Annotated in this window: 23 protein-coding genes and 1 tRNA gene; 8 read left to right on the top strand and 16 right to left on the bottom strand. The window is 70.7% G+C overall.

The window, feature by feature from the left end; translation table 11 throughout:
* Positions 1–154: 154 nt before the first annotated feature.
* Positions 155–685: a hypothetical protein gene (locus AB0B85_RS18310; RefSeq protein ID WP_357408674.1), complete on the top strand. Its 531-nt coding sequence runs from the start codon at positions 155–157 to the stop codon at positions 683–685.
* Here the strand turns inward: AB0B85_RS18310 and AB0B85_RS18305 are convergent.
* From AB0B85_RS18305 to AB0B85_RS18285, 5 genes are all read right to left on the bottom strand, one after another.
* Positions 682–1,326 (bottom strand): histidine phosphatase family protein, encoded by a 645-nt coding sequence (locus AB0B85_RS18305; protein WP_357408672.1) that lies wholly within the window; start codon positions 1,324–1,326, stop codon positions 682–684. The two genes, AB0B85_RS18310 and AB0B85_RS18305, sit on opposite strands and share 4 nt — an antisense overlap.
* Positions 1,327–1,488: 162 nt before the next feature.
* Positions 1,489–1,908, bottom strand: coding sequence for a VOC family protein (locus tag AB0B85_RS18300; protein ID WP_357408670.1), 420 nt, complete (start codon positions 1,906–1,908; stop codon positions 1,489–1,491).
* A gap of 35 nt (positions 1,909–1,943) precedes the next feature.
* Positions 1,944–2,345, bottom strand: a complete 402-nt coding sequence (locus tag AB0B85_RS18295; RefSeq protein WP_357408668.1) for an AraC family transcriptional regulator — start codon at positions 2,343–2,345, stop codon at positions 1,944–1,946.
* 99 nt (positions 2,346–2,444) lie between these two features.
* The gene (locus tag AB0B85_RS18290; protein ID WP_357408666.1) at positions 2,445–2,657 is read right to left on the bottom strand and encodes a hypothetical protein; all 213 of its coding nucleotides are present in this window, start codon (positions 2,655–2,657) and stop codon (positions 2,445–2,447) included.
* A 188-nt stretch (positions 2,658–2,845) separates the two neighbouring features.
* Positions 2,846–2,922, bottom strand: a tRNA-Thr gene (locus AB0B85_RS18285).
* Between the two features lie 340 nt (positions 2,923–3,262).
* Here AB0B85_RS18285 and ugpC point away from each other — a divergent pair.
* Positions 3,263–4,354: a sn-glycerol-3-phosphate ABC transporter ATP-binding protein UgpC gene (gene ugpC, locus AB0B85_RS18280; RefSeq protein ID WP_357408664.1), complete on the top strand. Its 1,092-nt coding sequence runs from the start codon at positions 3,263–3,265 to the stop codon at positions 4,352–4,354.
* 167 nt (positions 4,355–4,521) lie between these two features.
* On the top strand, positions 4,522–5,103 hold the full coding sequence (locus AB0B85_RS18275) for a hypothetical protein (RefSeq protein WP_357408662.1): 582 nt from the start codon (positions 4,522–4,524) through the stop codon (positions 5,101–5,103).
* Positions 5,104–5,152: 49 nt separating this feature from the next.
* Here AB0B85_RS18275 and rlmB read toward each other — a convergent pair whose 3' ends face one another.
* Both rlmB and cysS read right to left on the bottom strand, forming a co-directional pair.
* Entirely contained in the window at positions 5,153–6,304 is a 1,152-nt protein-coding gene (gene rlmB, locus AB0B85_RS18270) for a 23S rRNA (guanosine(2251)-2'-O)-methyltransferase RlmB (RefSeq protein WP_357408661.1), read from the bottom strand.
* Positions 6,304–7,719 (bottom strand): cysteine--tRNA ligase, encoded by a 1,416-nt coding sequence (gene cysS / locus AB0B85_RS18265; RefSeq protein WP_357408658.1) that lies wholly within the window; start codon positions 7,717–7,719, stop codon positions 6,304–6,306. Before cysS ends, rlmB begins: the two co-directional genes overlap by 1 nt.
* Positions 7,720–7,938: 219 nt before the next feature.
* Here cysS and AB0B85_RS18260 point away from each other — a divergent pair, with 219 nt between their 5' ends.
* The gene (locus AB0B85_RS18260; RefSeq protein ID WP_357408804.1) at positions 7,939–8,559 is read left to right on the top strand and encodes a helix-turn-helix domain-containing protein; all 621 of its coding nucleotides are present in this window, start codon (positions 7,939–7,941) and stop codon (positions 8,557–8,559) included.
* Positions 8,560–8,840: 281 nt separating this feature from the next.
* Entirely contained in the window at positions 8,841–9,968 is a 1,128-nt protein-coding gene (locus tag AB0B85_RS18255) for a hypothetical protein (RefSeq protein WP_357408657.1), read from the top strand.
* A 128-nt stretch (positions 9,969–10,096) separates the two neighbouring features.
* Here the strand turns inward: AB0B85_RS18255 and AB0B85_RS18250 are convergent, their stop codons facing one another.
* The 3 genes from AB0B85_RS18250 to AB0B85_RS18240 form a co-directional block, all read right to left on the bottom strand.
* Positions 10,097–11,782 (bottom strand): S8 family serine peptidase, encoded by a 1,686-nt coding sequence (locus AB0B85_RS18250; protein WP_357408655.1) that lies wholly within the window; start codon positions 11,780–11,782, stop codon positions 10,097–10,099.
* Positions 11,783–11,879: 97 nt separating this feature from the next.
* The gene (locus AB0B85_RS18245; RefSeq protein ID WP_357408802.1) at positions 11,880–12,578 is read right to left on the bottom strand and encodes an HAD family hydrolase; all 699 of its coding nucleotides are present in this window, start codon (positions 12,576–12,578) and stop codon (positions 11,880–11,882) included.
* 60 nt (positions 12,579–12,638) lie between these two features.
* A complete protein-coding gene (locus AB0B85_RS18240; protein ID WP_357408653.1) occupies positions 12,639–13,604 on the bottom strand; it encodes a DMT family transporter in 966 nt (321 codons plus the stop codon).
* An 83-nt stretch (positions 13,605–13,687) separates the two neighbouring features.
* Here AB0B85_RS18240 and AB0B85_RS18235 point away from each other — a divergent pair, with 83 nt between their 5' ends.
* Positions 13,688–14,233 carry a CGNR zinc finger domain-containing protein gene (locus tag AB0B85_RS18235; RefSeq protein WP_357408651.1) on the top strand — a complete coding sequence of 182 codons (546 nt, stop codon included), beginning with the start codon at positions 13,688–13,690 and terminating at the stop codon, positions 14,231–14,233.
* On the opposite strand, the gene AB0B85_RS18230 is transcribed toward AB0B85_RS18235, so the two are convergent.
* The 6 genes from AB0B85_RS18230 to AB0B85_RS18205 form a co-directional block, all read right to left on the bottom strand.
* Positions 14,200–14,784: a GNAT family N-acetyltransferase gene (locus tag AB0B85_RS18230; protein ID WP_357408648.1), complete on the bottom strand. Its 585-nt coding sequence runs from the start codon at positions 14,782–14,784 to the stop codon at positions 14,200–14,202. The genes AB0B85_RS18235 and AB0B85_RS18230 overlap by 34 nt on opposite strands.
* 376 nt (positions 14,785–15,160) lie before the next feature.
* Positions 15,161–16,570 carry a class II fumarate hydratase gene (locus AB0B85_RS18225; protein WP_357408646.1) on the bottom strand — a complete coding sequence of 470 codons (1,410 nt, stop codon included), beginning with the start codon at positions 16,568–16,570 and terminating at the stop codon, positions 15,161–15,163.
* Between the two features lie 35 nt (positions 16,571–16,605).
* The gene (locus AB0B85_RS18220; RefSeq protein WP_357408644.1) at positions 16,606–19,584 is read right to left on the bottom strand and encodes a BTAD domain-containing putative transcriptional regulator; all 2,979 of its coding nucleotides are present in this window, start codon (positions 19,582–19,584) and stop codon (positions 16,606–16,608) included.
* Positions 19,585–19,847: 263 nt separating this feature from the next.
* Entirely contained in the window at positions 19,848–21,515 is a 1,668-nt protein-coding gene (locus AB0B85_RS18215; RefSeq protein ID WP_238648277.1) for a fumarate hydratase, read from the bottom strand.
* 114 nt (positions 21,516–21,629) lie between these two features.
* Positions 21,630–23,039 carry a PQQ-binding-like beta-propeller repeat protein gene (locus AB0B85_RS18210; protein ID WP_357408800.1) on the bottom strand — a complete coding sequence of 470 codons (1,410 nt, stop codon included), beginning with the start codon at positions 23,037–23,039 and terminating at the stop codon, positions 21,630–21,632.
* Positions 23,040–23,174: 135 nt separating this feature from the next.
* Complete coding sequence (locus AB0B85_RS18205) at positions 23,175–23,681, bottom strand: Lrp/AsnC family transcriptional regulator (RefSeq protein WP_357408641.1); 507 nt, start codon at positions 23,679–23,681, stop codon at positions 23,175–23,177.
* A gap of 139 nt (positions 23,682–23,820) precedes the next feature.
* On the opposite strand from AB0B85_RS18205, the gene hppD reads away from it, so the two are divergent.
* Positions 23,821–25,026, top strand: a complete 1,206-nt coding sequence (gene hppD, locus AB0B85_RS18200) for a 4-hydroxyphenylpyruvate dioxygenase (RefSeq protein ID WP_357408639.1) — start codon at positions 23,821–23,823, stop codon at positions 25,024–25,026.
* An 11-nt stretch (positions 25,027–25,037) separates the two neighbouring features.
* A complete protein-coding gene (locus tag AB0B85_RS18195) occupies positions 25,038–25,745 on the top strand; it encodes an RDD family protein (RefSeq protein WP_357408637.1) in 708 nt (235 codons plus the stop codon).
* The last annotated feature ends 27 nt before the right edge of the window (positions 25,746–25,772 follow it).

Raw genomic sequence — 25,772 nt, 5'->3', positions numbered from 1 at the left:
AGGAGAAGAGTGTGGCGGGGGTAGCCACGCATGTACATATAGCGATGTCTGCACCAGAGGGGAAGACCCGATCGCCTCCCAGACATCGACAATGGCCGTTCGGATGAGGCCCTTGACAAGGGAACCAATGCTTCGAATCACGCGTCTCACGTGGATGAGACGCGCCTCGACAACCGGCGTCACCGCCGCGCTACTGGTCGGCCTGCTGGCCGGCTGCACCAGCACCGACCTGCCCGGCACCGCCGGAGATCCTCCTCCGAACACCCCCGCCCCGACGGCCACCGTCCCGACCGCCGGCACCTCAACGCCCGGCTCCACCCCCACGGCCGCGAGTGCCGCAGCCTCCCAGGTGACGCTGCGGAGTTCGGGCGGCTTCGCGGGCCGTGGCGACGTCGTGACCGTCGAGCCGGACGGTCGGTGGAGCGCTGTGGACCGGGCAGGCAGCCGGCGTACCGGTCGGCTCAGCCCCGCCGATCTGGGCAGCCTGACGGCTCTGGCCGCCGACCCCCGGCTCGCCGCCGAGGCACGGCAGACGAGCAGCCCGACCGGCTGTGCGGACGTGTTCCACTACCGGGTCACCGTCGGCGCGATCGAATCCGGCTACGTCGACTGTCCCACCGAGTCGCCCCCGCCGCCGGCCACGCAGGCCCTGGTCAAGCTGCTGCTGCGGGCAACCGGCGCCTAGACCAGGTAGTCCGGGGGCAGGCCGGTGCCCCGCAACTCCGCCGGGAGGTGGGCGACGTCGTTGACGGCGATCAGGTTCGGCGGGCCGGAGGGGCTGTAGCGGATCACGGTCAAGCCCGCGTTGTGCGAGTTCAAGCCCAGCCACCGCTGCTCCGGCGCGTCGAGGGCGTGCCGCACCAGCCAGCCGATCAGGAAGGTGTGCGTCACGACCAGCTCGCGGACCGGCTCGTCACCGGCTGTCGCCTCGGTGGCCGGACCGGCGAAGCGCCGCACGGCCGCCGCTGTCACCTGCGGCCCGTCGACCCGCTGGGCCGCCGAGAACCGGGCCAGGAATTTCGCGTACGCGGGCGGCAGATCGGTCGGGTCGGTGTCGTGTGGAAGGTGGTCTCCCGCCAGCTCCGTCTCGTACACCGGAACCTCGGGCAGCGACTTGGCGATCAGCTCGGCGGTCTGCGCGGCCCGGCGCAGCGGCCCGTGATGCACGGCGGCGAAACGGCGGCCGCGCAGGCGCTCACCGAGCAGGATGGCCTGCTGCCGGCCGCGCTCGGACAGGCCGGTGTCGGGCTCCTCGGCGGTTGAGCCGTTCAGCTCGCTCAGGTCCTGCTCGGCGTGTCGGGTCAGATACAGCAGTCGGGTCACCATGGCAGACACCTCAACACGCCGGGAGGCATGGTCGCGACCCCCTGCCTCCCGGTCCCGTACACGTCAGCTCAGTCGACCCCGCCGATCAGCGGTGCCCGGTCCCGGCCGACAGCCGCCGCCCGGACCAGGGGAATAGACACAGCCTGGGTCATCGCCCGCCCCCTACGCCCGCGGGAACATCTGGCCGATGCGGATCTTGTTGCCGAACGGGTCCCGGATGCCGAAGTCGATGCCGTACGGGCGCTCGGTCGGCTCGTCGGTGATCTCGACGCCCTTCGCCACCAACTCCTCGTGCGTCTTGTGGGCGTCGTCGGTCGTCATGAAGAGGTAGCCACCCAGGGCGCCCTTGGTGAGCAGCTCACGGACCTGCTCGGCGGTGGCCGGGTCGAGCGCCGGTGCGCCCGGCTTCTCCAGCAGGATCTCCCGCTCCGGGTCGCCGGGCAGGTTGACCGTCAGCCACCGCATGAAGCCGAGATCCTGGTCGGTGTTGACCTCCATGCCGAGCTTGTTCACGTAGAAATCGAGCGCCTCGTCCTGGTCGAGGACGTAGATCTGGGAGCGGCTGATCGCGTTCATCGTCATACCGACAACCGTAGAGGTGGACTGTGACCTGCTGCTTATCCAAAACTGCTGGGTCGGGTCCAGGCCTTGGTGAAGCACGACGGCACGTTCACCGGCGCGACGCGCTGCCGCCGGAAATCCGAGGGCGACTCGCCGACGATCTGGCGGAACGTCCGACTGAACGTACCCAGGCTGCTGAAGCCGACGGCGTAGCAGATGTCCGTCACGTCCCGCCCGGTCTCCACCAGCAGGGTCATCGCCCGCTCCACCCGACGGCGTTGCAGGTAACGGTGCGGGGTCTCCCCGAACGTGGCCCGGAAGGTGCGGATGAAGTGCGCCTCGGAGACGAGCGCGATCCGGGCCAGCGCGGGGATGTCAAGCGGCTCGGCGTACGCCCGGTCCATCGCGTCCCGGGCACGCAGCATCGCCCGGTTCGACTCCTCCACCGCGCGGCTCATCGGCCCCCGTCCCGTTCCGTTTCCGCTGCCAGGGCCCCAGGCTATCCGTCGCGCCGGCGGGCGACACGTCGCTCAGCTTCGGCCGGCTGCGCCACCGGTTCAGTTCCAGGGCTCGGCGTTCGGATCCTCGCCGAGCAGCCGCGCACTCTCCAGGCACAGGTCCTGCCCGAAAAGTTGGTTGCCGCGCGAGTCGGTGCCCCACGCGTCGTCGGCGCCCGCAGCGATGGCACGCCAGGTGTAACCTTCGGCCCGCCAATGCCTTACCTGCCGCGCGATGTCCGTGGTAAGAGTCAGCCCCCATGCATCGAGCACGCGCCGAGACTACGCGGAGTGTGTTGCGTCACCGCCGGCGCGTCCTCTGCCGCTGACCACCTTGCTTGTGGTGCAGGCTCACGCCAACCTCGACGCGAGGTGTCGGGCACTCGGCGGGAAGTCCTCGCGAGTGCCGTTGCTGTCAACGGTCGACTCGTCGCCGAGTCGGTGGAAACGCCTTGTGCAATTGGAGCCCCCGGCCGGGATCGAACCGGCGACATCTCGCTTACAAGGCGAGTGCTCTGGCCAGCTGAGCTACAGGGGCGCGTGCGTCGAGGTCAGCATAGCGAGTGACATCCGGATATCCCTCTCGCGAGGCCCCCCGAGCTTTGGAAACGTCAACAACCCGACGCGTACGGGTTGCTGACGGCGTCGATTGATGGCTGACCGTGCCCGAGTGCCCGGAATGTGTAGGCCGTGGGTCAGGTCAGGCGCTGCCTCGCCTTGGCAGCAGGAGCAAACCCGTTTACGGTTCACTGACACGGACGACAGCCGGGCGCCCTCGCGCCCACGCCGCCGTCCGCTGACCGGCACGGATACGCGCCGGTTGCTCCTTCACTCGGATCGTCCGGCACGTTCCTGCCGGTGAAAGGAAGCGCTTCACCATGGCTACGGTCACCTACTCCAAGGCGTCCCGGGTATACCCGGGCCAGGAGCGTCCCGCCGTCAACGAGCTCAACCTCGAGATCGGCGACGGCGAGTTCCTCGTCCTGGTCGGCCCCTCCGGTTGCGGCAAGTCCACGAGCCTGCGGATGCTCGCCGGCCTGGAGGACGTGGACGCGGGCTCGATCTACATCGACCAGCGCGACGTCACCCACCTCCCCCCGAAGGCCCGCGACATCGCGATGGTCTTCCAGAACTACGCCCTCTACCCGCACATGACGGTGTACGAGAACATGGCGTTCGCCCTCAAGCTGCGTAAGACCTCCAAGTCGGAGATCGACCGGCGGGTCAAGGAAGCGGCCGGGCTGCTCCAGCTGGAGGAGTACCTCAGCCGTAAGCCGAAGGCGCTCTCCGGTGGTCAGCGTCAGCGGGTCGCGATGGGCCGGGCGATCGTCCGCGAGCCGCAGGTCTTCCTCATGGACGAGCCGCTGTCGAACCTCGACGCCAAGCTGCGGGTGCAGACCCGTACCCAGATCGCGTCGCTGCAGGCCAAGCTGGGCGTCACCACCGTCTACGTCACGCACGACCAGGTCGAGGCCATGACCATGGGTCACCGCGTCGCCGTGCTGCTCGATGGTGTCCTCCAGCAGGTCGACACCCCCCGCGCGCTCTACGACACCCCGGCGAACGTGTTCGTCGCCGGCTTCATGGGGTCCCCGGCCATGAACATCAAGACTGTCTCGCTCAACGAGCAGGGCGCCGAGTTCGCCGAGCTGAACATCCCGCTGACCCGGGAGCAGGTCGCGGCGGCCCGCGCCGAGGGTGGCAACGGCAAGGTGACTGTGGGCTTCCGCCCGGAGGACTGCGACCTGGTCAGCCCGACCGAGGGTGGCATGCCGGTCGTGGTCGAGCTGGTCGAGGACCTCGGCTCGGACGCCAACGTCTACGGCCACGCCGCGCTCGGTGGCAGCTCGGAGCGCTTCGTCGTCCGCACCGACCGGCGCAGCATGCCGAACATGGGTGACACCGTCTTCGTCAAGCCGCGTACCGGCCGCAGCCACGTCTTCCACGCCGCCACCGGCAGCCGGATCTGACGTAACGCCACAACGACAGGGGCGGTCCGCTTCGGCGGGCCGCCCCTGTCGTCGTACCGGCGGTGGCTGCTCCCCCCACGGAGCCAGCGCGGATGTGGCTCCCTGGGGTGAGTCGGCAGGGCGGGCCGCGCCCATAGCCTCGCGGCACACCCACCCGAGGAGGCACCGTGGCCGCCACCGCGCACCTGACAAACCGTTCCCGGTCGTACCAGCTGGTGCGGTTGGCCGGCCGCAGCCTCGCGTACTGCGCGACGCTGGTGCCGGTCGCCCTGCTCGCGTTGGCGACCGTGCCGTGGGGTAAGGCCGGTGCCGCCGCCGCGCGGTGGCGGGCTCTGCGTACCGGGCTGCTCGGCGCGCCCCCGACCGCCGCGCCCGACCGGCGACCCGGCCCGGTCGCGGTGCTCGGTCACGGTCTGCTCAGCCTGCTGCTCGGCTTCGTGGCACTGTTGCCGCTCGGCGTCGAACTGCTGATGGTGCTGCGCGGTGTGCTGTACGGCATCGTCGACAGCGGCCCGTACGACAATTCCTGGGGTGGCCCGAGCCGGGCCGGCGCGTGGCTTGCGCACTTCCTCGTCGGCCTGCCGCTGTCTGCCGCCGGGCTGGCCGCGTTGATGGGGATCGCCGCCGTGCACCAGCGGCTGACCCGCCGTCTCGACGGGGAGCGGAGCCCGCTCTGGCTGCTCCCGACCACCCTGCTGATGGCGCTGGCCGGTGCGCTGCTCTTCGTCGCCTGGACCCACCAGATCTGACGACGAGGCCCCCTCCCGCACCGGCGGGAAGGGGCCTCGTGTTACGTCGTTACAGCTCGACCGAGCGCCGGCGGGCGACCTCGGCCAGGGCGACCGCGGCGGCCACACTGGCGTTCAGCGACTCCACCTCGGAGATCATCGGAATGCTGACGGTCAGGTCGCAGGTCTCCCCGACGAGCCGGGACAGGCCACGTCCCTCGGACCCCACCACGACCACGAGGGGACCAACGGCGGCCTCCAGGTCGTACAGGTCGGTGTCACCGTCGGCGTCCAGGCCGACCACCATGAAGCCGGCGTCCCGGCACGCCTTCAGCGACCGGGTCAGGTTGGTCACCTGCGCCACGGGGACCCGCGCGGCCGCGCCGGCACTGGTCCGCCAGGCGGTCGCGGTGATTCCGGCGGCCCGCCGCTCGGGTACGAAGACACCCTGCGCGCCGAACGCGGCAGCCGACCGGATCACGGCACCCAGGTTGCGCGGGTCGGTGACACCGTCCAGCGCGACAAGCAGCGGAGCCTGCTGCTCCAGCGCTGCGGCGACCATGTCCTCGAACGGCTGGTACGCGAAGGGCGGCACCTGCAACCCGACGCCCTGGTGCAGCACACCACCGGTCATCCGGTCCAGCTCGGCCCGGCTGATCTCCAGGTTGGCGATGCCCCGGTCGGCGGCGGTCCGGATGATCTCGTTGATCCGGTCGTCCATGTCGATGCCCTGGGCGGTGTAGAGCGCCGTCGCCGGCACCTGGGCGCGCAGCGCCTCAAGCACCGGGTTGCGCCCGACCAGCAGCTCCGGCGTGTCCTTGCTCGGGTTGGACTTGCGCCCCGGCGCGACCCGCGGACCGGACCGCGTGGTGGGCTTGCCGCCCCGCCCGCCGGCAGCACCCCGGCCGCCGGTGGCAGCACCCCGACCCCCCGGTACGCCCCGACCGCCGCCCCGACCCCAGGTGGTGTCCTTGCTGCCCGGCTGACCGATCTTGGGGGCGCGCCCCTCCTCGGCCGCCGCGCGGCGCTCCTTGTCCTGCTTCCAGGCGGTGCGCTGGGGCAGCTTCTCGGTGCCCGAGTAGCCCTTGTGCCACGGCCGCTCGTCGGCGGGCAGGGTGCGCCCCCGCCCGGCCAGCGAGTCCTTGTTCTTGCCGCCGGTGCCCTTGGGGGCGCCTGCCTTCGACGTCAGTCGCCGGCCACGGCGCTGCGAGTTGCCGGCCATCAGTCCTGCTCTCCAATAGTCCAACGGGGGCCCTGGGGGGTGTCCTCGACCACCACACCGGCCAGCTTGAGCTGGTCCCGTACCGCGTCGGCGGCGGCCCAGTCCTTGCGGCCCCGGGCCTGCGCGCGCTGCTCCAGGGCCAACGCGATCAGGGAGTCCACCACGGCACGTAGATCGTCCGTGCGGCCACCGCCGGTCCAGGCCGGGCTGAGGGGGTCGACCCCGAGGATATCCAGCATCGCCCGCACCGCGGCCAGGGTGGTGCGGACGGTCACATCGTCGCCGACGCTCAGCGCGGTGTTGCCGTCCCGAATGTGCTGTTGCAACACGGCCAGCGCTGCGGACGTGTTGAGATCGTCGTTCATCGCCGCGACGAAGCCGTCGGGCAGCTCACCGGGCTGCTCGATGCCGACCCGCTCGGCCGCCCGCTGCACGAAACCCTCGATCCGGCGGTACGCGGTAGCGGCGTCGCGGAGCGAGTCCTCCGAGTAGTCGATCACCGAGCGGTAGTGCGCGGCGGCGTAGTAGTACCGCAACTCGACCGGCCGCACCCCGAGTGAGGCCACGTACGCCAGGTCGAGCGCGTTGCCGGCGGACTTGCCCATCTTGGCCCCGCCGATGCTCAGCAGCCCGTGGTGCACCCAGTAGCGGGCGAACGGCAGACCGGCGGCCCTGGACTGGGCGATCTCGTTCTCGTGGTGCGGGAACGTCAGATCGAGCCCACCGCCGTGGATGTCGAACTCGGGGCCGAGATAGCGCCAGCACATCGCCGAGCACTCGATGTGCCAACCCGGGCGGCCGAGCCCCCACGGCGACGGCCAGTAGGCGTCCGCCGGCTCGTCCGGTTTGGCGCCCTTCCAGAGCGCGAAGTCGCGCGGGTCCCGCTTGCCGCGGTCGGGGGCGTCCCCGGCCGACTGCATCGCGGCCGGCGACTGACCCGACAGCGCCCCGTACGTCGGCCACGACGCCACGTCGAAGTAGACATCGCCGGAACCGTCGGTGGCCGGGTACGCGTGCCCGTCGGCGATCAACTTGGTGATCAGCTCGTGCATCTCCGGGATGTGCCCGGTGGCCCGCGGCTCATAGGTGGGCGGCAGCACGTTCAACGCCCGGTACGACTCGGCGAGGAGCACCTCGTTGGCGTACGCGATCGACCAGAACGGCCGACCCTGCTCGCCCGCCTTGACCAGGAGCTTGTCGTCGATGTCGGTCAGATTGCGAATGAAGGTGACCTGGTAGCCGGCGGCCAACAGCCAGCGACGCAGCACGTCATAGTTGACGCCGGAGCGAAGGTGACCGATGTGCGGCGGGGCCTGGAGGGTGAGACCACACAGGTAGACCCCCACCTTGCCGGCTTCCCGCGGGACGAAGTCCCGCACCGATCGGGTGGCGGTGTCGTACAGGCGTAGCGTCACCGTACCAGGGTAGCTGTCCGTGCCTGTCCGGATCTGCCGGTGCCGGGTCGTACGCTGCCAGGCGTGGACGCGACAGCACGTTCCGGTGACACTCCGGCCCACCCCGACGCCCCCATCGTCCCCGCGCCGGGACCTACCGACGCCGCCGGACCGGCGGGCGCGGTCGGGCAGGCTGACGCGGCCGGGCTTGTCGATGCCGTCGCGGGACGTGTCGGGGAGATGTCGCAGACCCTCGACCGGGGGTTGCGGCTGCTGCACCTGGTTGCCGACGCCTCGGGCGGCCTGACCGTCACCGAGGCCGCCAACCGGCTCGGCATCGGCCGGGCCGCCGTCTACCGGCTGGTCGGTCCGCTCACCGGGCACGGCATGCTCCGCCGCGACGGCGACGGCCGGCTCCGCCTCGGTGCCGGACTGCTGCACCTGGCCCGACGCGCCCAGCCGCTGCTCGCCGAGGGTGCCCTGCCCGCGCTACGCCGTCTCGCCGAGCAGGCCGGCGCCACCGCACATCTGACCGTCGTCGAGGCTGGCGAGGGCGTCGCCCTGGCCGTGGTCGAGCCAACCTGGACGTCGTTCCACGTCGCCTACCGGGCCGGGGCACGACACCCGCTGGACCGGGGTGCGGCGGGCCGAGCCATCCTGGCCGGCCGGGCCGGGGTGGCGGCACCAGTGAGCAGCAGCGGGGAGCTGCAGGCCGGCGCGTACGGGGTGGCCGCGCCGGTGCTCGGTGTGCCCGGCCTGGAGGCCAGCGTCGGCGTGGTCGCACTCGCCCCGCTGGACGTCGACACGATCGGCACCCAGGTGCAGGCCGCCGCCACAGCCATCGCCACCGCCCTCAGTTGACCCAGGGACCAGCCCTCCTGCCCCGCTCGCCCGCCTTGATCAACTCGGGTTCACTGATATCGCGGCATCGCAGCGCCGATGATGGCCCGACTTTCAAAAACGCGAGTGGATCGCCGTCCAGGCGCGTCCGCTGACCGGCCTCGGACGGCGGCGATGGGGGGACGGGCCATACCACGATCCACGTGCCGAATCCCGGTCGTCCACAGGGTCGTACGGGCGTGCCGGGTCGAGTTGTCCACAGGGGTTTCGGCGGTTGGTCGGCGGTCGGCAGGCTGCTTCGCATGCCGCCATGTCCGCACCGCCCTGATGCCCTGACCTGGCAGATCTTCCGCGGCTCCGACGCTGTCCGGGAAGGCCTGCTCACCGAGCACCAACTGCGCAGCGCAGCCTGGGTGCGGCTGCGCCACGACATCTACGCCGACGCACGGCTCGACCGGGACCACGCTCTGGCCTGCCGCGCAGCGCTCCTCCGACTTCCGCCCGACGTGACGGTCGGAGGTCCGTCAGCCGCGTACCTGCTCGGTGTCGAACACGCCGCCACCTTCACCGACGACGTGCACGTCCTCGTGCCCCGGTCGCTTCGAATCGGCCCGCAACGCGGCCTGCGGGTGCACGTCAACGCCATCACTCCGCTGCTCGGCACCGCACCGCCGGAACAAGCCGGAGCCTCGCCGGCCTCCCGCCGTCCACCCACCCCACGGGGTACGACAGGCCCGGGGCGTCCACCTGCCGCAGGCCGACCACCGAACGGCATGATGACCAGGCCCGGCGGCCTGGCGTCGAGCCGATCGGGCGACCTGACAACCGGTTCAGGCGGCACGATGACCAGATCTGGTGACATGACGACCCTCGTCCCAGGGCTCAGCTGTGACTCTGGTGGCGCGATCCCCCGTTCGACCCCCGAGCGGGCGGCCTGGGAAACGGCCGTCTGGGTCGACCCGCTCCGCGCTGTCGCCATCGTCGACTCGCTGCTCGGTCAGGGGTTGACCGATCGCAACACGCTGGCTGCCATTGCCGATCGTAATGCCGACCGACCGGGTGGGCAGCGAGCGAAATGGCTCTTCGACCTGACCGACGGCGCAGCCCAGTCCCCGCCTGAATCACATCTGCGCCTGCGTCTCGTACTCGGCGGGCTCCCGCGCCCCATCGCCCAACATCCGGTACGCCTGCCCAACGGCGTGGTCCTGCACCCCGACCTGGCGTGGCCGCGATACCGGGTGGCGGTCGAGTACGACGGACAGTGGCACTCCGACGCAGATCAGCTGCACCGCGACCGCCGCAGGCTGAACCTGCTGGTCGGCGCGGGCTGGTTGGTGCTGCACGTGACGAGTCGACGGCTGCACGGCGAGTTTCCGGCAGTGCTCCACGAGGTACGTGCCGCGCTGGCCGGCCGAGGTTGGCGACGGTGACCACCGAGCCCGCACCGCACCGGACCGGGCCCGAGCACACGCGGCCCAAGCCCACACCGCACCGGACCTGGCCGGGATGCGGGCAGGGCCCGGTCGACAGGTGTCGACCGGGCCCTGACGGTGGTGCGTTACGGGCGGGCGTTCGGCTTGAGCGGGGTGTTCACCGCCGCGTAGGCGTCGACGATCCCGTAGCCGTAGAAGCCGTTGAAGTTGACCCCACCGGCGCAGTACGCGTCGTAGGTCTCGTCGCGGCCCTCGTTGCGGTACTGCTGCAACCGCGGCTCCGGGCAGGCGTGCTCGGCGGCCGTGCGGTACAGGTGCTGCTCGACCAGGTCCGGCGACATGCCGAAGCCGGACCGGCCCTGGGCCTTGCCGTACCGGCTGACGATCAGCGCGGCGACACCGGCGGCGTGCGGGGACGCCATCGAGGTGCCCTGGAGGTAGGTGTAGTAGCCGCACTCGCCGTTGGCCTTGCACTGCTTGAAGACCGACTCCTCGAAACCGGCGACGATGTTGCCGTCGGCGTCGACCGAGCCCTCCTCCTGAAGCATGTGCTTCGGGTACGTGGAGAGGATCATGTTGGCGTCGGTCCGGAACGTGTCGGTGCCGAAGCCGTCGCGGAACCAGCCGCCGGGGGCGGCCACCGAGATCTGCTCGGTGCCGTAGTTGGAGAAGTCCGACTTCTTGCCGGACGGCCCGACCGACGACACCGCTATGACGTTCGGGCCTTCGGTGGGCAGGTTCCAGCAGCTCTCGTTGTCGATCGGCCGGGGGTACGGGTCGGCGCCGTAGTCCGGGCTGGTGACGTCGGTGCGGGGTGCGCCCAGGTCGTCGTTCTCGTTGCCGAGCGCGGCGACGAGGGTGACGCCCTTGTTGTGGGCGAAGGTCAACGCCCGCTTCATCGCCGTGATGATGGCGCGCTGCTCCGCCTGGTCCTCGGGCGAGTCGGCGGGGTTGGCGGTGCAGTTGTAGAGCCACGGGTCGACGTAGAACGACATGTTGACCACGTCGATCCCGGACCGGCCGGCGTGCAGCAGGGCGTTGACCACCGGCTCGAGGAAGAAGTAGCCGGAGTCCTGGCCACCCTTGAGTTCGACGAGCGAGACGTTCGGGGCGACACCGGAGAGGCCGAACCCGTTGGCTGCGGCTCCGATGGTGCCGGCCACGTGGGTTCCGTGTCCGCCGTCGTCGGTGCCCACCGGGTCGAGGCAGCTGGGCACCTCGCAGGGGCCGTCCACGTCGATCAGGTCGGGTGCGAAGTTACGCGACAGCGCCCAGTTGAAGTTCGGCGCGATGTCCGGGTTGCTGGCGTCGACGCCGGTGTCGAGCACGCCGACGGTCACCCGACGGTCGCCGGGCTCGATCTTGCGGGCCTTGTCGGCCCGGAGCATCTCCAGACCCCAGAGCTTGTCGTCGAGCGGGTCGAGCTTGGCGCCCTTGCGAGCGGCCGCACCAGCAGCGCCCTTGGCTGCCGTCAGGTGCTCCTGCTCGACCCGGTCCAGCTTGGGCTTGCGGCCGATGGCCTTCTGTTCGGCGGCGCCGATCAGCGTCGGAGCGGCTGTCGCCTTGGCCGCGAAGTCGGCCCGGTCGCTGGTGACCTGGTACATGCCGACCTCGTCGGACCGGGACACGACAGTGCCGCCGGCCGCCCGGATCGCGGCTACCGCCGTGTCGGCGGCGACACCGTCCTCGGCGACGACGGTGAAGGTGCGGGAGGTGCTCGGTGCGGCGCTGGCCGGCACACCCAGCCCCGCAGCCGTCAATGCCAACACTGCCGCGCCAGCGACAGCACCGGCGGTGAAGCGCTTGCTCACCACATCGGATCCTCTCGTTGAGGGACGTGGCAGCCATCACACAACACCCGGCAGCTTTACGCCAGCTGAACGCCCGTTATGGCGGCGAATCTCTGCTTCATCCGCCCGAATCCGCGCGCGGCAGAAGATCTGCCAGCACCGATGGCAGATCCGCCACGGTGGACACCTCGGCGTCGGGTACGACTCCGCGTGGGCGGGGCAGGCCGGCCCGGTTCAGCCACACCGATCGCAGACCGGCTCGCCGGGGTGCCACCACGTCGTGCTCCCAGGAGTCACCGACGTACACGATCTGCCCGGGCGGCACCCCCGCCGCCGCGACCACCGCGGCGAAGAACTCCGGGTCGGGCTTCTTGGGCAGGCCGTTCTCGTGCGCGTACACCTCGAAGGCGAACTCGCCGGGAAGCCCGCACCGTTCGGCCCGGCTGTTGCCGTTGGTGGCGAAGCCCAGCGTGTAGCTGTCGCGAAGCACGGCGAGCGTCGGCGGCACGTCCGGAAACGGCCGGGTGAGGGCGAACCGGCGGGCGAAGAAGAGGGCCGCGAACTCGTCCAGGTGGTCGCCCAACCCGGCGCGGGCCAGCGACCGGGCCAGTGCGGCGCGCCGGATCTCCGTCACCGGGGCGGCCGCCAGCTCACCGAAGACCGCACCCCAGTCCGATTCCAGTTCGGCGAGGGTCACCTCGGCCGCCGCCGGGGTGCGTCGGCGCATCTCGTCGAGTACGGCCATCAGCCCGCCGGTCACCGCCGGGCGCAGGTCCAGCAGGGTTTCGTCGGCGTCGAACACCACGGCGGTCAGCACGACGCCAACTGTCTCACCGGCAACCGGCAGCACCACATCGGGCGCGATCATCCCGCACGCCTAGCGAGCGTCGAGCGTGAGCTCGGGCTCGGGTGCGGCGGTCGCGGGCGCCGACGGGGTCCCGCGCAGTTCGTCGAGTCGGACCATCATGACCCCGGCGACGATCAACGTGCCGCCGAAGAGCTGCCAACCCGTGGGCAACTCGTTCAGGAAGAGCCAGGCGATCAGCACCGCGAAGAGCACCTCGGTCAGCCCGACGAACGACGACAGCCGGGGGCCGAGGATCCGGGTGGCGGCGATGCCGGCCAGGTACGCGATGACGGCGGCCACCAGCGAGAGCCCGGCGATCGGCAGCAGCCAACTGGTGGGCTGTCCGGCGAAGGTGACCTTGCCGAAGGTGGCGTGCAGCGGCAACAGACCGGTGAGTCCAACGAGGAGCAGCACGATGGCACCGACGGCCATTCCGCCGCTGGCCATGGCGACCGAGGGCAGCCGAGGGTCGACCCGGCCGGCGAGCACGAAGTACCCGGCCAGCCCGAATGCCGCGCCCAGACCCCAGAGCACACCCACCGGATGGAAGTCGGCGGTGCCGGCGAGGTCGAGCACGAACACCAGCCCGGCCAGGGCGGCTACCGACCCGGCCACGGTGAGCCGTTGGGGCCGCTGGCCGTGCCGCAGCCACATCCACCCGACGACCAGGATGATGCCCAGGTATTCGAGCAGCAGCGCGACACCGACCGGCAGGTAGCGCACGGCGTTGAAGAAGCAGACCTGGGCCAGCGCCACCCCGAGCAGCCCGAACAGCCCGATGGCGGTGGCGTTGCTCCGCAGCACGGTCCACCTGCCCCGCAGCGACAGCAGGGCGGGGATCGCCAGCACCAGCGCGGCGATGCCGACCCGGGCGATCACTGCCGACTCGGCGGACCAGCCGGCCTCGATCAGTGATCGCGCGAAGGTGCCGGAGGTCGCGAAGGTGACGGCGGAGAGCAACGCCAGCGCGGCGCCGGCGGCAGGTCGTGAGTGCATTGCGCTCCTCGGGTCGGCACCATGTCATGAGCAAACTATTCTGATGCTGATGACGCTACGCGGAAGCCATGACAGGAATCAAGATGCTGTTTGCTCATGACACCGAGTGTTCCCTGGTCGCTGCCGCCGCAGTTGTCAACACGGCAGGCCGGGACGGCGAACTGCTGCCGGACGTTGCCGCGCTTGACGCGTTCTTCGTCCGCCACTCCTACAGCGGGCGGCACGACCGCACCGACGCGGAGCTCCGCGCCGTCCAGCGGCTACGGCCCGGGCTGCGCCGCATCTGGCACGCCGAGCCACCCGAGGTCGTCGCCATCGTGAACGGCCTGCTGCAGGAACACCGGGCGCTGCCGCAGCTCATCGAGCACGACGACGAGCCGTACCACCTGCACGCCGTGCCCCGCGACGCGCCGCTGGCCACCCGGATAGCGGTGGAGGCGGCGATGGCGGTCGCGGACCTGGTCCGGATGGGTGAGCTGCGCCGACTGCGGATCTGCGAGTACCCGGACTGCGACAACGTCGTCGTCGACCTGTCCCGCAACCGGTCGCGGCGGTTCTGCGAGGCCGGCTGCGGCAACCGCGCCGCGGTGACCGCCTACCGCGCCCGCCGGGCCGCCGGCCGCTCCTGAGCAGCGGCCACCCGATCCTCGGCCCGCAACTCGTACTCCACCTCGCCATGCTCGGTGCCCGGAATCGGGTCGTCCCACTGCAGGTGGACGGTCCGCACATGACGCAGACCCGCCTTGACCATCACCCGCCGCGAGCGTTCGTTGACCGCCATCGTCTCGGCCCAGACCCGCCGCACCCCGACGGTGTCGAAGGCGTACCGGACCAACGCCAACGACCCCTCGGTGGCCAGCCCTCGCCCCCAGGTCGAACGCCGCAGCCGATAGCCCAACTCAGCCTCGGTGCCGTCCGCCGACGGGTCGAGCGCGAACCAACCCAGGAAGTCACCGCTCTCCCGGTCGAGCGCCGCCCACCGACCCAGCCCGGGATGCCGCTGGTACTGGCCGAGGAGCCTCGGCAACTGCTCGTCGCGGACCGTGGCGCGCGGGGTGGCGACGCCACCGGTCAGGAACCGCATCACCTCGGGATCGCTGTCCAGCTCGACAAGCGCATCCACGTCAGCCATGGTCAGCCGGCGCAACCGCAGCCGCTCGGTCGACGGCACGTCAGTCATGACGGGATCATCCCGCCGCCCCACCCCCCTGTCGAACCGTTTACCGGCGCCATCCGCCCCCAAGGTCCGCAACGTCGGTGAAGCCGCCGGCAGGAACCCGCGACCACCGTCGCGGGCGAGCCGGTCGCCGCAGCGCGGGGTCGCCACCACGAAGAGCCGCCGGGAGTACGCGTCGACAACTCACACGGGGACACTTCAAGTCCATGCCGTCACTCCCCCGCCCACGCCTCCACACCGACGGACCGCGCAAGGTCGTGCTCGATCTCGGATGTAGTGGTGTCCCTGCGTGCGGAAGCCACTACTTCGGGGATGGAGCACGACCTTGGTGCGGTCCGCCCGGTGCGGTCCGCCCGGGGGTCAGCTGAGCGGCCCCAGGTCAGGGGTGGGTCATCCGGAGCAGATCCAGCGTCTCGTCGAGTTGGGTCTCGGTGAGCTTGCCGGAGTCGACGTGACCTCGGGAGATCACCACCTCGCGGATGGAGGTCTGCTTGGCCAGCGCCTCCTTGGCGATCGAGGCGGCCTCGTCGTACCCCAGGTAGCGGTTGAGCGGGGTGACGATCGACGGTGAACCTTCGGCGTACGCCAGGCAGACCTCGGCGTCCGCGACCAGGCCGACCACCAGCCGGTCGGCGAACAACCGGCTCGCCGCGGAGAGCAGCCGGATCGACTCCAGCAGGTTGCGGCCCATCACGGGGAGCATCACGTTCAGCTCGAAGTCGCCCTGGGAGCCGGCGAAGCCGACAGTCGCGTCGTTGCCGATCACCTGTGCGCAGACCTGCCGCATCGCCTCGGCAACCACCGGGTTGACCTTGCCAGGCATGATCGACGATCCGGGCTGGAGGTCGGGGATGCGGAGTTCACGGAGGCCGGCACGCGGACCGGACCCCATCCACCGGACATCGTTAGCGATCTTGTAGAGGCCGACCGCGATGGTACGCAGCTGCCCCGACGTCTCCACCAGGGCGTCCCGGGCGCCCTGCGCCTCGAAGTGGTTGCGCGCCTCGGACAACGGCAGCCCGGTCGACTCGCGTAGCTTGCCGATCACGGCGGCGGCGAACCCGAGCGGGGTGTTGATCCCGGTGCCGACGGCGGTGCCACCAAGTGGCAGCTCAGCCAGGCGGGGCAACGCGCCTTCCAGCCGGTCCATGCCGTAGCGAACCTGGGCGGCGTACCCACCGAACTCCTGGCCCAGGGTGACCGGGGTGGCGTCCATCAGGTGGGTGCGTCCGGCCTTGACCACCGTCTCGAACTCCGCCGCCTTGGCCTCCAACGCCGCCGCCAGGTGGCCCAGCGACGGCAGCAGGTCCTCCACGATGAACTGCGTGGCGGCCAGGTGGATCGAGGACGGGAAGACATCGTTGCTGGACTGGGAGGCGTTGACGTGGTCGTTCGGGTGCACCGGTGCGCCCAGCTCCCGGCCTGCCAGGGTGGCGATCACCTCGTTGGCGTTCATGTTCGACGAGGTGCCCGAGCCGGTCTGGAACACGTCCACCGGGAACTGGTCGTCGTAGCCGCCGTCGGCCACGTGCGCCGCGGCGGCGGCGATGGCGGCGGCCACGTTCGCGTCGATCACGCCCAGCTCGCCGTTGACCTCGGCCGCCGCGCCCTTGATCTGGGCGAGCGCCTTGATCTGGGCCGGTTCGATGCCCCGGCCGGAGATCGGGAAATTCTGCACCGCGCGCTGGGTCTGTGCCCGCCACAGCGCCTCGGCGGGCACCTCCACCTCGCCCATCGAGTCGCGTTCGATCCGGTAACCGGTCGCCTCTGGAGTCGTCACACGTACCATCCTGCCGCGCCCGCCGCCGACTCGCAGATGATCCGTCAGTCCAACTTGGCGAGCAGGCAGGCCACCTCGTGCTGGTCCGGCGACTCGATTTGCCGGAACAGGAACAGCGCCCGGGTCAGGTGTACGCGCGCCGCCGCCGGGTCGGTCGGAAGCAGGCACCGGGCGATGCCCTCCAGCGCGCGGCCCTGCTCGTAGCGGGAATTCAAGCTGGCGGCATCGGCGAGCACCCGACGATGCAGGTCGAGCGCGCTGGCCACATCGCCCTGGTCCAGGATGGCTCGGGCCAACAGGTTGCGCGAGCCGCACTGGGCGATGCGGTCACCCGCCTCGGTCATCGCGACGAGCGCCGCACGGTGCAGGTCGGCGGCCTGTTCCGGGCGCCCAGCCTCCCGTTCCATCATCCCGATCTCGTTCAACACCTCCCCCTCACCGTAGCGGTTGCCCATCTTGCGCTTGGCACGCAGAGCCACCCGCAGCAACCGGCTGGCCGGTCCCACGTCACCCATCCGATGCCGGATCATCCCGAGATGCCCGAGGGCGTTGCCGATCCGGCGCGGGTCGCCGACCTCGCGGGCGGCGCTCAGATGCAGTCGGGCGACGCGCAGCGCCTCGTCGTGCCGTCCCCACAGCAGCAGGGTCATCGAAAAGTTGTTGAGTTCGTTGGTCAGTGCCTCCTTGTCGCGCATCCTCGTGGCCACTGCGCGAGCCTCGTCGAAGCACTCCCGGGCGCGGCGAAACTGGAAGGCGGCGGCGTACGAACTGCCCAGGTTGCTGAGCGAGTTGCGGAACCCGCTGCGCAGACCCAGCGCACGGAAGATGTCGACTGACCTTTCCATGACCCGGATCGACTCGGAAAAATCACCCAGCCGGTAGTGGGCCGAGGCCAGATAGTTGAGCATCGTTGCCACTGCCCGGTCGTCGCCCAACGCCTCGGCGGCACGCAGGCCGATGGTGTGTGTCTCGATCAGCTCGTCCAGCCGACCGCCCTCGAACTGGGCGTGCCAGCAGGCCCTCGCCATCTGCCAGCAGTACTGAGGGAAATCCTCGGTCTCGGCCAGCCGGACCAGTGCGGTCCACAAGCCCAGGTTCTCGTCGAGCCAGGCCTGGCCCTGCTCGGCGACGAGCGCGACCAGGTCGGGGCGGAGCGGCCCCGCCACCACGATCAGCGAGTGCAGCGAGGAAAGCTCCGTCTTGCGCGCGAGAGCCGCGGCGACGTGCAGGTGGTGGTCGAGCAGACGCTCGACGCCGTCCCGCCGCTCGACTTCTCGGCCCGGCTCGGACACCAGGGTCCGCGCGTACTCCCGGACCAGATCGTGCAACCGGTACCGACCCGGCTCGGCCTCCTCGACCAGATTCGCGTCGACCAACTCGTCAAGCAGATCCTGGACGTCGGGCAGGGGCAGCTCGGCGAGGACGGCGGCGACCGAGTTGTCGAACCGTACCCCCGGATGCAGGCCGAGCAGCCGGAACGCACGCTGCGCCGCCGGCGACACCTGGGCGTACGACAGGGAGAAGGCCCGGCCGACGGACCGGTCGCCCGCTTCGAACTCGGCCAACGGATCGGGTCGGCTCGTCAGCCGCTCGGCAAGGTCGGCGATGCGCCAGCGGGGCCGGTGCGCCAGCCGGGCACCGGCCAGCCGGATGGCGAGTGGCAGGTGGCCGCAGCGGCGGACGACCTCGGTGGCAGCGTTCTGCTCGGCAGCCACCCGGTCGATGCCGACCACGTGGCCGAGCAGCTCGATCGCCTCGTCCGTGTCGAGCACGGGCAGTGACGTCGGTCGCCCCTCGTCCACTCCGACCAGCCGGCGACGGCTGGTGATCAGAACCAGGCAACGTGAGCCGTTGGGCAGCAAGGGTGTCACCTGGTCGGCGGTGGACGCGTTGTCAAGCACCAGCAGGGCCCGCCGGCCGGCCAGCTCGGTGCGCCACTGCGCCAACCGGTCGTCCTGGTTCGTCGGCACCCGGTCGGCCGGCACGCCGAGTTGCCGCAGCAGCGTGGCCACCGCCGCGGCCGGTGTCAGCGGGGTGCGTTCACTGTGCCCGTGCAGGTCGATGTAGAGCTGGGCGTCCGGGTAGTCGTCGGCCAGGGCGGTGGCGACGTGCACCGCGAGGGTGGTCTTACCGCTGCCTGCCATTCCGTCGATGAGTTGGATTCGCGCGCCGGCCTCCACGTCCTTCAGCAGGCGCGCCAGCGTCTGCTGCCGACCGGTGAAGTCGCCGATCGCCCGGGGCAGTGAGCGGACCGGCTGGATCGGTGACGACGCCCGACCGGCCAGGACGAGATCGCCAGCGAGTACGCGCTGATGCAGCTTCTGGAGTTCGGTGCCCGGCTCGATGCCCAGCTCGTCGGCGTAGATCCGCCGACCCTCCCGGTAGACCGCGAGCGCGTCGGCCTGTCGACCGACCGAGGAGAGGGCGAGCATCAGTTGGCCGCGTAGGCGCTCTCGCAGCGGATGCTGGTCGATGCTCTCGGCGAGTTCGTCGATCAACTCGGCGCCCCGGCCGAGACGCAGCTCGACGTCGACGCACTCCTCCAACGCGGTCAGACGCTGTTCGTCCAGGGCCTGGGCGCGGCGACGGATGCTTTGGCTCGGGATACCGCCGAGCGCCGGCCCTCGCCAGAGCGCCAGGGCGACGCGGTATGCCGTCCGCGCGTCGTCCAGCCGACCGGCCTCCACTGCGACACGGGCCGTCTCCACACCCCGCGCGAAGACCTCGACGTCCAGGTCGTCGGGCGCGGTGCGGACGCCGTACCCCGCCGGGTCGGTGACGATGACCTCCGGTGCCAGCCCGAGTTCGGCGAACCGGCGGCGTAACCGCGACACGCAGGTCTGCAGCTGGGCCCGGGCGGTGGCCGGGGGGTGTTCCTCCCACACGGCGTCGACAAGCTCCTCCACCGGCACGAGCCGCCCGGCCCGTAACAGCAGCATGGCGAGCACGATCCGGTCTCTACCAGCGGTGACGGTGGCCTCGCCACCGCCGACCCGCAGAGGTCCCAGGATCCCGAACCGCATCTGCTCCCCCGCCTCGATGGCCCGACGTTCAGCAGCGTAGTCCGACGGTGACAGATCAGCTCAGTCAGGCGATAGCGATGTGAGAGTGGATCGGCAGCGGTCCATCGGACACTCACTCCGAGTTGTCGGTGACGACATCCGACGGGGGCGGTGCGCACGCCCCAACCGCCCCCGGCCAGGCGTGCGCACCGATGTCGGTTCAGCACGGACGACAGAGGGGCGTCGAGCGAATTCGTTCGACGCCCCTCCCCATCTGGACCGGGTCAGCGGCGGCCGACGGTGAGCACCGGCTTGGTGACCTCGGCGAAGAAGTCATTGCCCTTGTCGTCGACCACGATGAAGGCGGGAAAGTCCTCAACCTCGATCTTCCACACCGCCTCCATGCCCAGCTCCGCGTATTCGAGCACCTCGACGTGCTTGATGCAGTCCTGGGCGAGGCGGGCCGCCGGGCCGCCGATCGAGCCGAGGTAGAAGCCGCCGTGCTGCTGGCAGGAGCGGGTCACCTGGCCGGAGCGGTTGCCCTTGGCCAGCATCACCTGGGAGCCACCGGCGGCCTGGAACTTCTCCACGTACGCGTCCATCCGGCCGGCGGTGGTCGGGCCGAACGAGCCGGAGGCGTAGCCCTCGGGGGTCTTCGCCGGGCCGGCGTAGTAGACCGCGTGGTCGCGCAGGTACTGCGGCATCGGCTCACCGGCGTCCAGCCGCTCGGCGATCTTCGCGTGCGCGATGTCCCGGGCCACCACGAGCGGCCCGGAGAGCGAGAGGCGCGTCTTCACCGGGTACTTGGACAGCTCCGCGCGGATCTCGTCCATCGGCCGGTTCAGGTCGACGCGGACGACCAGCTCGGCGTCGAGCGAGTCGTCGGTGACGTCGGGCAGGAACCGCGCCGGGTCGGTTTCGAGGCGCTCCAGCCACACACCCGACGGGGTGATCTTGGCGACGGCCTGGCGGTCCGCCGAACACGAGACGGCGATCGCCACCGGGCAGGACGCGCCGTGCCGGGGCAGCCGGACCACCCGTACGTCGTGGCAGAAGTACCGGCCACCGAACTGGGCGCCGATGCCGAAGTTGCGGGTCAGCTCCAGCACCTCGGCCTCCAGCTCCAGGTCGCGGAAGCCGTGCGCGCTCATCGAACCCGAGGTGGGCAGCGCGTCGAGATACTTCGCGCTGGCGTACTTCGCGGTCTTCAGCGCGTACTCGGCGGAGGTGCCGCCGATGACGATGGCCAGGTGGTACGGCGGGCAGGCGGCGGTGCCGATCAGCCGCAGCTTCTCCTCCAGGAACTGCATCATCCGCGTCGGGTTGAGCAGCGCCTTGGTCTCCTGGTAGAGGTACGACTTGTTGGCCGAGCCACCACCCTTGGCCATGAACAGGAACTTGTACGCGTCGGGGTGCCCGTCCGGGTCCTCGGCGTACAGCTCCACCTGGGCCGGCAGGTTGCTGCCGGTGTTCCGCTCGTCCCACATGGTCAGCGGGGCGAGTTGGGAGTACCGCAGGTTGAGCTTCGTGTACGCCTGGTACACGCCCCGGGAGATGGCCTCGGCGTCCGCGCCGTCGGTGAGCACGTGCCGGCCACGCTTGCCCATCACGATCGCGGTGCCGGTGTCCTGGCACATCGGCAGCACCCCACCGGCGGCGATGTTGGCGTTGCGCAGCAGGTCCAACGCGACGAACCTGTCGTTCGGCGAGGCGGCCGGGTCGTCGATGATCGCCCGGAGTTGGGCCAGGTGCGCGGGGCGCAGGAAGTGCGCGATGTCGTGCATCGCCTCGGCGGTCAGCGCGGTGAGCGCGGCCGGCTCCACGGTGAGGAACCGGCGGCCTCCCGGGCCGTGTACGACGTCGACGCCCTCGTCGGTGACCAGGCGATAGTCCGTCTGGTCGGGGCCGGTCGGCAGCAGGGGGGCGTACGAGAATGCGGCGGCACTGCTCATGAGCGGCAAGCCTAGGGCAGACCGGTCGATCACTCCCACCCGCCGGGCGGGTCCTGGGACGCCGCTCTCATCCCGCGCCCCCGCCGCCCGCCCAGCCACCGGGTTACCAGGCTCTCAGCCGTCCTTGCCGCCGTCCGGTTCGGCGCAGAGTTCACCCTTCGGCCCGCAGTCGCGGTTGTCCGGCCCACCGGGGCCGGTGCCGCCCGGACCGGTGGTCCCTCCGTCGCCGGGCGGGCGGGCCGGTGTGCCTGCGCCACCGCCGAAGCGGACATAGCCGATCTCGCGCCCCTCACCAATGATCATGCCCTGTGACCCGACCGCGAGGGCGTTGGCCGAGGTCCGCAGCACTGTCAACTCCCGGCCGGTGCGCGGGTCCAGCGCAGCCAGGCGGGACGGCTTCTCGTCCGCGACCACCGCCGCGTACGGGGTCAGCGCGGCGGTGGCCTTGCCGCTGGCGGGTCGCGTCCACAGCACCCGGTCGGTGCCGAGTTGCCGGGCGACCACCGAACGTTTGTCGGCGGCGCGGAACACCGCGTAGCGGTCGTCCACAGCGATCAGCTTGGTGCCGGATTCGCCGACCCAGAGCAGCCGGCCGTCGTACCCGTCGACGACCGCCTCGCGGCCGTCCGGGCCGACACCGATCAGCACGTTCCGCGCACCCTGCGGGTCTTCGCGCTGTACGCAGCCGGCACTGTCGGCGGTCCGCAGGTTGACCCCGGCCCGCTGCCAGGCCTCCTGCCCGGTCGCCGGGTCGCGGGCGGAGATGGCGAAGTAGCAGGTGCCGTCCTGGGATCGGGCGGCGATCCGCAGCATCCGGCCGCCCACCACGGACAGCCGCTCGTCCCGTCCGGGTTCGACGTTCTGCAACACCCGACCGGTGGCGGTGTCGACGACGTGCACCCGCCCGTCCACCGGGAAGCCGAGCAGCGGTGGCGCGGGTTCCGCCCCGGCCACCCCGTCGTCGATCCGGGTGGCGGTGAGCCGGCGGGTGCCGCGCAGGCCCGGGTTGTCGGCGAGCAGGCCGCTGTGCACCCCGGGCAGGAAGGCCGTCCAGAGTGGCGCGGTACCGCGCGGGTCCCAGGCGCTCAGGGTGCAGTCGGTGGCGTCCGTGCAGCGGGCGTCGAGGAGCAGGTTGCGGTATGTCCAGACGGCCACCGCGTCGTCGTCGCGTCGCCGGGTCGCCCCGGTGGCCGGGTCGAGCAGCTCGTACCCCTTGACCAGGAGCTTGCCCACGGCGACGACCGGGTCCCGGTCGCCGCCCGCGACCGCCGACCAGTCCGCCTTGCGCTCCCAGAGCTGGGTGCCGGTGGCCAGGCTGCGGGCTTCCACCCGGGTGCGTTGCTCGACCACCACGGCGTCGCCGGCGATGGTCACGCTGCGCGGAGTGCCGCCGATCCGTTGCTGCCAGACCACGTCCGGCTCGGAGATGGGTTCGCTGCGGTCCACCCAGTCCCAGAGGCCGGGGAACGGGTTCCACACGCCGGTCGCGGCGAGGGCGATGACCACGGCGAGGCCGGCCAGCAGCCCGCCGCGCACCCTCCCCTTCGCCACCCGCACACCGTAGCCACGATCAGGGATCTTCTGTACGCCCGCGCCGCCGTGTCGCCGCGCTTTCTGGGGCCGAAGGTGTTAACGGAGGCCATTGCTCTGCCGGAGGCGTCAGGAAGGGGCCCGTCCTTCGGCGCGAACGGCGCTGCGCACCAGCGGCAGCGTGCGGTAGGGAATCTGTTCGGCCAACGCGATGATCGTCGACGCCCGGGTGATGCCGGCGGAGGAGACGATCTGGTCGATGACCCGTTGCAGGTCGGTGTTGGAGCGGGCCACGATCCGGCAGAGCAGGTCGCTGGAGCCGGTGATGGTGTGCGCCTCCAGCACCTCGGGAATGGCGGCGAGGTGCGCGGTGACCGGGTCGTGACCGTGCCGCTGGCTGATCTCCAGGGTGACGAAGCTGGTCACCCCGAAGCCGATCGCGGCCGGTGCGATCTCCGGGCCGAAGCCACCGATGACGCCCCTGTCGACAAGCTTGTCCAGCCGGGCCTGCACGGTGCCCCTAGCCACCCCGAGCCGCCGTGAACACTCCAACACCCCGATCCGGGGCTCCTCGGCGAGCAGTTCGATCAAGCGCACGTCAAGCGCGTCCAGCTGTACATTCTGCTCACCATTCATGGACCCGGACCATACCGAATGCGCAACCTGACCAGCAATTATGTCGACAGTTGCCCAGCCGGTGCCGCGACAGCGATCCTCGCCACAAGAACCGACAAGGGCGGCCCACGAGGCCGGCCGGTACGCGAGGGAGCCCACCATGACCCAGGCGATCGACCGACCCCAGTCGACCGAGGACGTCGACGTCGACCGGCTCGTCGGCGCTGTCGACCACGACATCAGCCACGACCCGTTCCCGGTCCGGGGTCTCGACCACGTGCACTTCCTGGTCGGCAACGCCAAGCAGGCCGCGCACTACTACTCCACCGCGTTCGGCATGACCTGCGTGGCGTACCGGGGCCCGGAGCAGGGTTACCGGGACCACGCCCAGTACGTGCTGACCAGCGGTTCGGCCCGGTTCGTGCTGACCGGCGCGGTGCGCCCGGACGCTGACGGCGCCGAGCACGTGGCGAAGCACAGCGACGGGATCAGCGACATCGCGCTCGAGGTGCCGGACGTCGACGCCGCGTACGCGCACGCCGTCGCCCAAGGCGCCACCGGCGTCGTCGAGCCGCACGAGGTGAGCGACGAGCACGGCACCGTCCGGATGGCCGCCATCGCCGCGTACGGCGACACCCGGCACACCCTTGTCGACAGGTCCCGCTACACCGGCCCGTTCCTGCCCGGCTTCACCGCACGCGGCCCGATCGTGGACCGGCAGCCGATGATCGACGCCGGCATCCAGCCGAAGCGGTTCTTCCAGGCCGTCGACCACGTGGTCGGCAACGTGGAGTTGGGCCGGATGGACGAGTGGGTGGAGTTCTACAAGCGGGTGATGGGCTTCTCCAACATGGCGGAGTTCATCGGCGACGACATCGCCACCGACTACTCGGCGCTGATGAGCAAGGTCGTCGCGAACGGCACCCGCAAGGTGAAGTTCCCGCTCAACGAGCCGGCCATCGCCCGCAAGAAGTCGCAGATCGACGAGTACCTGGAGTTCTACCAGGGCCCCGGGGCGCAGCACATCGCCGTCGCCACGAACGACATCGTGGCCAGCGTCGACGCGATGCGGGCCGCCGGCGTGGAGTTCCTGGACACCCCGGACTCGTACTACGAGGACCCGGAGCTGCGCGCCCGGATCGGCAACGTGCGGGTGCCGATCGAGGAGCTGAAGGCCCGCAAGATCCTTGTCGACCGGGACGAGGACGGCTACCTGCTGCAGATCTTCACCAAGCCGGTGCAGGACCGCCCGACCGTCTTCTTCGAGCTGATCGAGCGGCACGGCTCGCTGGGCTTCGGCAAGGGCAACTTCAAGGCGCTCTTCCAGGCCATCGAGCGGGAGCAGGAAGCCCGCGGCAACCTGTAACACTTGCGAGCGTGACGCAGCCTCCGTCGTACCCGACGCCGCCGGCCGGTGGGCCCCCGCCCGCCGCCGGCGGCGTCGCGCCGCCGCCCGGACCACACCTTTACGGGTACGCGGCACCGCCGCAGTACGCCCCACCCGGGTACGCCCCGCCACCGTGGCACGCCGGACCACCCGGCCCGCCGCCCCCGGCGCTGAGTCCGGGCGGCCAGCCGCTTGCGAGTTTCGCCGACCGGCTGCTCGCCTGGCTGATCGACATGGCGCTGGCCAGCGCCGTGTCGCTTGTGTTGTTCGTGCCGTTCTTCGTCATCTTCTGGTGGCGGATGGTCGGCGAGATGACCCGGACCTACCCGGACGGCTCGCTGATGGAGCCCGACATGGGCACCCTCTTCGTCGAGTTCATCCTGCCGCTCGTGCTGCTACAGCTCGGGTCACTCGTCGTGATGCTCGGGTTCTACTGGCTCTACCACGTCGAGTACCTCAAGCGCGGCGGCCAGACGGTCGGCAAGAAGGTGCTGAAACTGCAGGTGGTGCCGATCGACCCGCGCCGCACGCTGGACCGGCAGATGGCCGGCCGGCGCTGGCTCGTGCAGTTCCTGGGCGGTTCGTTGGTCCCGGCGGGTGTCTACGTCGACGGATTGTGGCAGCTCTGGGACAAGCCGTGGCAGCAGTGCCTCCACGACAAGTTCGCCGAGACCGTCGTCGTTAAGGTGTCCTGGTGAGCGAGCGCAGCGAGCGAACCAGCAGGC

This window comes from Micromonospora sp. NPDC049044 (genome assembly GCF_040649215.1).
GTDB lineage: Bacteria > Actinomycetota > Actinomycetes > Mycobacteriales > Micromonosporaceae > Micromonospora.
Note: the sequence above shows the minus strand (reverse complement) of the source record. Positions and strands in the feature narration are given on the sequence as shown.

Coding starts and splice junctions, on each gene's coding strand:
- AB0B85_RS18310 (WP_357408674.1), top strand. CDS start 155: ATGAGACGCGCCTCGACAACCGGCGTCACCGCCGCGCTACTGGTCGGC.
- AB0B85_RS18305 (WP_357408672.1), bottom strand. CDS start 1,326: ATGGTGACCCGACTGCTGTATCTGACCCGACACGCCGAGCAGGACCTG.
- AB0B85_RS18300 (WP_357408670.1), bottom strand. CDS start 1,908: ATGACGATGAACGCGATCAGCCGCTCCCAGATCTACGTCCTCGACCAG.
- AB0B85_RS18295 (WP_357408668.1), bottom strand. CDS start 2,345: ATGAGCCGCGCGGTGGAGGAGTCGAACCGGGCGATGCTGCGTGCCCGG.
- ugpC (WP_357408664.1), top strand. CDS start 3,263: ATGGCTACGGTCACCTACTCCAAGGCGTCCCGGGTATACCCGGGCCAG.
- rlmB (WP_357408661.1), bottom strand. CDS start 6,304: ATGGCCGGCAACTCGCAGCGCCGTGGCCGGCGACTGACGTCGAAGGCA.
- AB0B85_RS18260 (WP_357408804.1), top strand. CDS start 7,939: ATGTCGCAGACCCTCGACCGGGGGTTGCGGCTGCTGCACCTGGTTGCC.
- AB0B85_RS18255 (WP_357408657.1), top strand. CDS start 8,841: ATGCCGCCATGTCCGCACCGCCCTGATGCCCTGACCTGGCAGATCTTC.
- AB0B85_RS18240 (WP_357408653.1), bottom strand. CDS start 13,604: ATGCACTCACGACCTGCCGCCGGCGCCGCGCTGGCGTTGCTCTCCGCC.
- AB0B85_RS18235 (WP_357408651.1), top strand. CDS start 13,688: ATGCTGTTTGCTCATGACACCGAGTGTTCCCTGGTCGCTGCCGCCGCA.
- AB0B85_RS18230 (WP_357408648.1), bottom strand. CDS start 14,784: ATGACTGACGTGCCGTCGACCGAGCGGCTGCGGTTGCGCCGGCTGACC.
- AB0B85_RS18225 (WP_357408646.1), bottom strand. CDS start 16,570: ATGGTACGTGTGACGACTCCAGAGGCGACCGGTTACCGGATCGAACGC.
- AB0B85_RS18220 (WP_357408644.1), bottom strand. CDS start 19,584: ATGCGGTTCGGGATCCTGGGACCTCTGCGGGTCGGCGGTGGCGAGGCC.
- AB0B85_RS18215 (WP_238648277.1), bottom strand. CDS start 21,515: ATGAGCAGTGCCGCCGCATTCTCGTACGCCCCCCTGCTGCCGACCGGC.
- AB0B85_RS18205 (WP_357408641.1), bottom strand. CDS start 23,681: ATGAATGGTGAGCAGAATGTACAGCTGGACGCGCTTGACGTGCGCTTG.
- hppD (WP_357408639.1), top strand. CDS start 23,821: ATGACCCAGGCGATCGACCGACCCCAGTCGACCGAGGACGTCGACGTC.